Genomic DNA, 5679 nt, shown 5'->3' on the forward strand with positions numbered 1-5679 from the left:
GGCCGGGTTTTAGCCGGGGGCCGGGGGGGGAGTGCGGGGCGGGCGGGGGCCCGCCCGCGGGGGGCCCCCCCCCGGGGGCGGGGGCCGCTCCCCCGCCCGCACCACGTGGACGTCGACGGGGACCGGATAGCGGCCGAGGAGGTCCCGGACCGCGCGAAGACGCCCGTCGAACGCGGGGTCCGGGCGCCGCCCCTCGGAGATGAGCAGGCTGTAGCGGACACCCTGCGCGCCACCGCCGCCGGAGGCCGCGCGGAAGGCCCCGTACGGAATGCGGTCCCCGGGGCGTGGCCCGCGGCCCACCCGGCGGCGGGCCGCCGCGACCGCGGGGCTGCGGCGGTAGCCGATCCACGTCTGGGCGAACAGGCGGAAGATGCCGTGGCGGACCGGACGCAGCCGGCTCAGCGGGCGGATGAGCAGCGGCGCGACATGGGTCCGGAACCAGACGGCGATGCCGTGGTCCACCGTCTCAAGGGCGAAGCCGCGGTCGGTGCCGCGAAGGACTTGGCGGGCCACCGGTCTTCTTTCGGCGTCGTAGGAGTCGAGGAGCCGCTCCCCCGCGTGCCCGCCCGCGACCTGGGCGAGCTTCCAGCCCAGGTTGAAGGCGTCACCGATGGCGAGGTTGAGGCCCTGGCCGCCGGCCGGGCTGTGGATGTGGGCGGCGTCGCCCACCAGATGGACGGGGCCGGAGCCGAAGTGTTCGGCGATTCTGCTGTGCAGCCGGAACAGCGCGGTCCACTCCACCGTCCGCAAGGTGGCGTCCACCGAGAAGTACTCGTCGAACCACCGCTGCAGGGTCTCGTCGCCGATCGCCGCATAGGCGCTGTGCGGGGCGTGCGGCCGGTCCGGCGCCGGCGTGAACCCGCGGGGTACGGCGCCGAAGAAGCGGTACCGGTCGCCGCTCATGCCGAGCATCCCGACGAATCCGCCCCGGGCGAGGTTGAGCCGCAGGCGGCCGTCGGCGGGTCTGCCCGCGCCGGCGAAGTCGGTCTCGACGTCGGCGAGGAGACCGGTCTGCCCGAAGGTCCGCCCGGTGAACCCGAGCCCGAGGCTGCGGCGCACCGCGCTGCCCGCGCCGTCCGCGGCGGGGGGGCCGCGCGCGGACACCTCGAACTCGGCGCCGGAGCACCGCCGCAGGACCGCCGTCCGCGGGCGGGCCGGGTCGGTGAAGCGGACGAACTCGGTGTCCCAGTCGACCGCGGCGCCCCGCTCCGTCAGCGCGTCCACGAGCAGTTGCTCGGTCCGGTACTGCTCAAGGGCCAGTGCGTACGGGAAGGGGGTGCGCCCCTCGATGCCGCGGCCGGCGAGCGGGAAACCTCCCGCCCGCCGGCCGCGTTCGAACATCTCCACGTGCGTGATCTTGCGGCCGGACTCGATCATCGGCGCGGCGACCCCGATCCGGTCGAGGAGCTCCAGGGTCCTGGTGTGGATGAGACCCGCGCGGGACTCCCGGACCGGACCGCCGCCCGCGTCCACGATGCGGCAGCGCACCCCGCACTCGGCCAGCACGTTCGCCAGGGCGAGGCCCGCCGGTCCGGCGCCGACGATCAGTACGTCCGTCTCCATCAACCGGCAGCCGGTGCCTGCCAGCAGGCGGCGTAGAACCCCGGGTAGAGGTCGTCGGCGAACTCCACTCCGGGCAGCGACGCCTCGTAGGCCCGGTGGAACTCCTCGCGGCTCGGCGGGACGCTCAGTTCGCTGAGCTTGCGCCAGCTGGGGTGCAGGAAGAGGCTCAGGCCGTCGGCCGCGGCGCCCGCGTCCCCGGTGACCCGGTAGGCGGTCTGCGCGATCTCGAAGGCGTACGTGGTCTGCCAGTCCGGCTGCCCGTAGACGGGGGTGCGCTCGGGGTCGAAGACGACCAGGCGGCCGCCGGGGGCGACCAGCGAGCGCAGGTGGCCCAGGATCCGCTCGTAGCGGCCCATGTGGAAGACGGCGCTGAAGGAGAAGACGGCGTCGAACTTGCCGTCCTTCTCGGCGGTGACGTCGTAGGCGTCCCGCTCCTGGTAACTGATGTTCGGCGCGGGACGGGACTTGCGGGCTATGTCGATCATGGGCGCGGCGGGGTCGATGCCGAGCACCTGGTCGTAGCGCTCGGAGAACATCAGGCAGTGCCGTCCGGCGCCGCAGCCGACGTCGAGCAGCCGGCCGCCGCCGGGCAGCCGGGCGTCGAGCCAGTCGTGGATGGGGTTCTGGCCCGACTCCACGCTGAGGGTGAACTGTTCGAAGAGTGCGGCGAGATCACCGAAAAGGACCGGGATCTCCGCCGAGGGGGGACCGGCGGGAACGTCGTCCCGCGAGGTGGCAGCTGCTGTCATGGCGTTCTCGCTCCGCTTCGTGCCTCGATGTCCGCGGGCAGATGGGGTGCCACGGAGCGACGGGAGCCGCTCCGTGGCACCGAGGACGCTAACCAGCGGGCGACGCCGCCCGGTACCTCGGGCGCCGCGCGGCGCGGGCTTCCCACGCGGATGCGTGGGGTGCGGGCGTCGCGCGGGGCGCCGACGGGGGATGCGGGGCGGGCGAAGGGGCGTCAGGGGCCGCTCAGTTGGCGGGGCCGCGCTGCGCGAGGGGCAGGACGACCTCGTCGACGAGGCGTTTCACGTAGGCACGGTCCACCGGCTCGCCGGCCAGGAGCACCCGGAAGGAGATGATCGAGGGCGCAAGCTGCCAGAGCATCTCGACGTCCGCGCCCGCCGCGAGGTCGCCGCGGTCCCTGGCCCGGTTGAAGATGTCGACGACCATCTGCCGCTGGGCGTCGATGTAGCCGGCGCGCATCGCGTCGGCCAGCTCGGGATTGCGGCGCAACTCCCCGACCAGGCCCGCGATCACGTCGCCGAGCCGGTCCATCTCGCCGAGCAGTCCGTCGAGCGCGGCGAGCAGGTCACCGCGGAGCGAGCCGGTGTCCCGCTGGGTGGCGACGCCCTCGACGGCGCTCGCGAAGGCGGCGACCACGAGGGCCGACTTGGACGGCCAGCGGCGGTAGACGGTGGCCTTGCTGGCGCGGGCGCGGGCCACGACGGCGTCGACCGTGAGGCGGTCGTAGCCCTTCTCGCGCAGCACATCGAGTGTGGCGCCGAGCAGTTGGTCCTGACGGGGACGGCCTCCCCGGAGCGGTGCGACGGACATGCCCGTCAGCTTACGGGCTGCCGCCCGAAGCCCTACAGTACGGTACGGTACCGTACTACTCAGGGAGGAGTGAGGCCCCCATGCCCGAACCCGCCGCCCTTTCCACGACGAAGGACCATCCGCGCCGCTGGGCCGGACTAGCGGTCCTTTCCATCAGCCTGCTGCTGGTCGTCACCGCCAACATCACGCTCACGGTGGCACTCGGCGACCTCGCGAGGGAGCTGGGCGCGACCACGTCCGAACTGCAGTGGATCCTCGACGCCTATCCGCTCACCATGGCCGCGCTGCTCTTCGCCCTCGGCGCCGCGGGAGAGAAGTACGGCCGCCGCGGCGCGCTACTGCTCGGCCTCGTCGGGTTCGGGGCGTTCAGCGTGCTCGGCGCGGTCGGCGACTCTCCGGAGCAGCTGATCGCCGCCCGCACCGGACTCGGTGTCTCCGCCGCGCTGATCATGCCCGCGACGCTCGGTCTGATCCGGGTGACGTTCTCCGACGAGGAGCGCCCCCGGGCGCTCGCCCTGTGGTCGGCTTCGGCCGGACTCGGGCTCGCGGCAGGGCCGTTGCTCAGTGGCTCGCTGGTGGAGCCGTACGGCTGGGAAGCGGCGTTCTACCTCAACATCCCGCTGGTCGTGGTGCTGCTCGCCGTCGCCGTGCCGCTGCTGCCCGCGTCGCGCAATGAGGAAGCGGGCAAGCTCGACCCGCTGGGCGCCGTGCTGTCCTGTCTGCTCCTCGGAGGACTCGTGTACGGGGTCATCGAAGGCCCCGTCGAGGGCTGGACGTCGGTCCAGGTGCTCGGGGCGTGGGCGGTGTCCCTGGTGTCGCTGGTCTGTTTCATCGCCGTCGAGCTGCGGGTCAGCGATCCGATGCTCGACCTTCGCTGGTTCCTGAACCGGCACTTCGCCGCGGGCGCCGGGTTCTCGCTCATCACCTTCACGGTCCTGGTGGGCGTCATCTATCTGATCACGCTCTTCCTCCAGCAACTGCTCGGCGAGGACGCGCTCGGCACCGGCCTGCGGCTGCTTCCCGCCGGGCTCGCGATCATCGTGGGCGCGCCGGCCGGGGAGCAGCTGCACCGCAGGTTCGGCCCCAAGTGGCCGATCGCGGCGGGGCTTTCGCTCGCCGTCGCCGGGGCCGCCGTGCTCGCATCGGTCGATGTGTCCACCGACGCCCAGGTCGTGATGGTGGCCGGAATCCTGGTCGGTCTCGGCGGCGGTCTCGCCATCCCCTCCATGACGGAGTCCGTGATGGCCAACGCGCCCACCGAGCGCGGTTCGGTGGCCGGGGCGACCTTCGACGCGTCCATCGAGGTCGGCGCCGCACTCGGCATCGCCGTCTTCGGCAGCGTACTGACGAGCGTGTACAGCGATCAGCTGCCCGACCGGGTGGTGGCCCAACTGCCCCCGGAGGCAAGGGAAGCGGCCCAGGACTCGCTCGGCGCGGCGCTCGGCGTCGCGCAGCAGATGCCGGACGCCGCCGCGGGTCCGCTCGTCGCGGCGGCCCGCGACGCGTTCACCGACGGCTTCGCCGCTGCGGCCATCGCGCTGATCGTGCTGGCCGGTGCGGGCGCCGTGTTCGCCGCCTTGGTCGCTCCGGGACGTACCACTTCGAAGCAGTCGAGCCCTGCCGAGGCGGAGGCGGGGGCCGCCCAGGGCCCGCCGGTGGCCTGAGCCGTCGCGGGCCGCGCCCTGAGCGCGGGGGCCCATCATCACGAGCAAACGACCAGAAAGGGAGCCTCGGATGAGCCACGACGCCGTACGTCCCGCACCGGGAGAGCCGACCTGGGTGGACCTCCTGACGCCGGACAGGGAAGCCGCCCTGCAGTTCTACAGCGCCCTGTTCGGCTGGGAGTTCAGCACCACGAGCGACGGCACGAGTCCGTACACGATGTGCCGGCTGCGGGGCCGGGAGGTGTGCAGCATCGGCGATCTCGGCGAGAGCCCGGGCCCTGCGCTCGGCGGCTGGTCCAGCTATCTCAGCGTCGAGGACGCCGACGCCGCGGCCGCCGCAGTACCGGAGCTCGGCGGTTCCGTGCTCCTTGGCCCGATCGACATCCTCGCGCAGGGCAGGATGCTCCTCGCGGGCGATCCGTCGGGGCACCGCATCGGCCTGTGGCAAGCGAAAGAGCACACGGGCAGCGGCCCCGACGACGGCCTCGGCGCGTACACCCGCAGCGAACTCCTCACCGGTGCGTCCGCGACCGACGGCGCGTTCTACCGGGGGCTGTTCGGCGCCGATTTCGCCACGGAGTCCGGTACGGACGGCGGTGGCCGCCGGGCCGCGATACGGCACGTAGGCCCCGCCGCCCCCTCCGGCTGGTACCCCTGCTTCCGTGCGCAGGAGTCCGCCGTCCCCGCCGCCGTCATGCTCGGCGCATCCGTGCTGCTGCGCTACGACTGCCCCGACGGCCCCGCGGCCGTGGTGCGCGCACCGGGCGGCGAGGTCTTCACACTGCTGCTCACCGCCTGACCCCCGCACACAGCACGACCCCGGCCCCCCCACCCCACCCAGTCCGGGCGCGGGGGGGTGCGCCCCCCCCAACGGGGGCGGGGTCATGGCAAACAC

5 protein-coding genes are annotated in these 5679 nt (G+C 73.4%); 2 read left to right on the plus strand and 3 right to left on the minus strand.

Going from position 1 to position 5679, the window contains the following annotated elements; all coding sequences use genetic code 11:
• Nucleotides 1-9: 9 nt before the first annotated feature.
• The 3 genes from ACFWY6_RS43635 to ACFWY6_RS43645 all read right to left on the minus strand — a co-directional run bounded on the left by ACFWY6_RS43635 (nt 10) and on the right by ACFWY6_RS43645 (nt 3120).
• A complete protein-coding gene (locus ACFWY6_RS43635; RefSeq protein WP_384702935.1) occupies nt 10-1563 on the minus strand; it encodes an FAD-dependent monooxygenase in 1554 nt (517 codons plus the stop codon).
• Entirely contained in the window at nt 1563-2312 is a 750-nt protein-coding gene (locus tag ACFWY6_RS43640) for a class I SAM-dependent methyltransferase (protein ID WP_384702938.1), read from the minus strand. Before ACFWY6_RS43640 ends, ACFWY6_RS43635 begins: the two co-directional genes overlap by 1 nt.
• Nucleotides 2313-2535: 223 nt before the next feature.
• Nucleotides 2536-3120, minus strand: a complete 585-nt coding sequence (locus ACFWY6_RS43645) for a TetR/AcrR family transcriptional regulator (RefSeq protein ID WP_384702941.1) — start codon at nt 3118-3120, stop codon at nt 2536-2538.
• Nucleotides 3121-3200: 80 nt separating this feature from the next.
• On the opposite strand from ACFWY6_RS43645, the gene ACFWY6_RS43650 reads away from it, so the two are divergent.
• Together ACFWY6_RS43650 and ACFWY6_RS43655 are read left to right on the plus strand one after the other, a co-directional pair.
• Nucleotides 3201-4784, plus strand: coding sequence for an MFS transporter (locus tag ACFWY6_RS43650; protein WP_384702944.1), 1584 nt, complete (start codon nt 3201-3203; stop codon nt 4782-4784).
• 70 nt (nt 4785-4854) lie between these two features.
• The gene (locus ACFWY6_RS43655; RefSeq protein ID WP_384702947.1) at nt 4855-5583 is read left to right on the plus strand and encodes a VOC family protein; all 729 of its coding nucleotides are present in this window, start codon (nt 4855-4857) and stop codon (nt 5581-5583) included.
• Nucleotides 5584-5679: the final 96 nt, after the last annotated feature.

The organism is Streptomyces sp. NPDC059037, from assembly GCF_042740015.1.
GTDB lineage: Bacteria > Actinomycetota > Actinomycetes > Streptomycetales > Streptomycetaceae > Streptomyces.

Coding starts and splice junctions, on each gene's coding strand:
- ACFWY6_RS43655 (WP_384702947.1), top strand. CDS start 4,855: ATGAGCCACGACGCCGTACGTCCCGCACCGGGAGAGCCGACCTGGGTG.
- ACFWY6_RS43650 (WP_384702944.1), top strand. CDS start 3,201: ATGCCCGAACCCGCCGCCCTTTCCACGACGAAGGACCATCCGCGCCGC.
- ACFWY6_RS43635 (WP_384702935.1), bottom strand. CDS start 1,563: ATGGAGACGGACGTACTGATCGTCGGCGCCGGACCGGCGGGCCTCGCC.
- ACFWY6_RS43645 (WP_384702941.1), bottom strand. CDS start 3,120: ATGTCCGTCGCACCGCTCCGGGGAGGCCGTCCCCGTCAGGACCAACTG.
- ACFWY6_RS43640 (WP_384702938.1), bottom strand. CDS start 2,312: ATGACAGCAGCTGCCACCTCGCGGGACGACGTTCCCGCCGGTCCCCCC.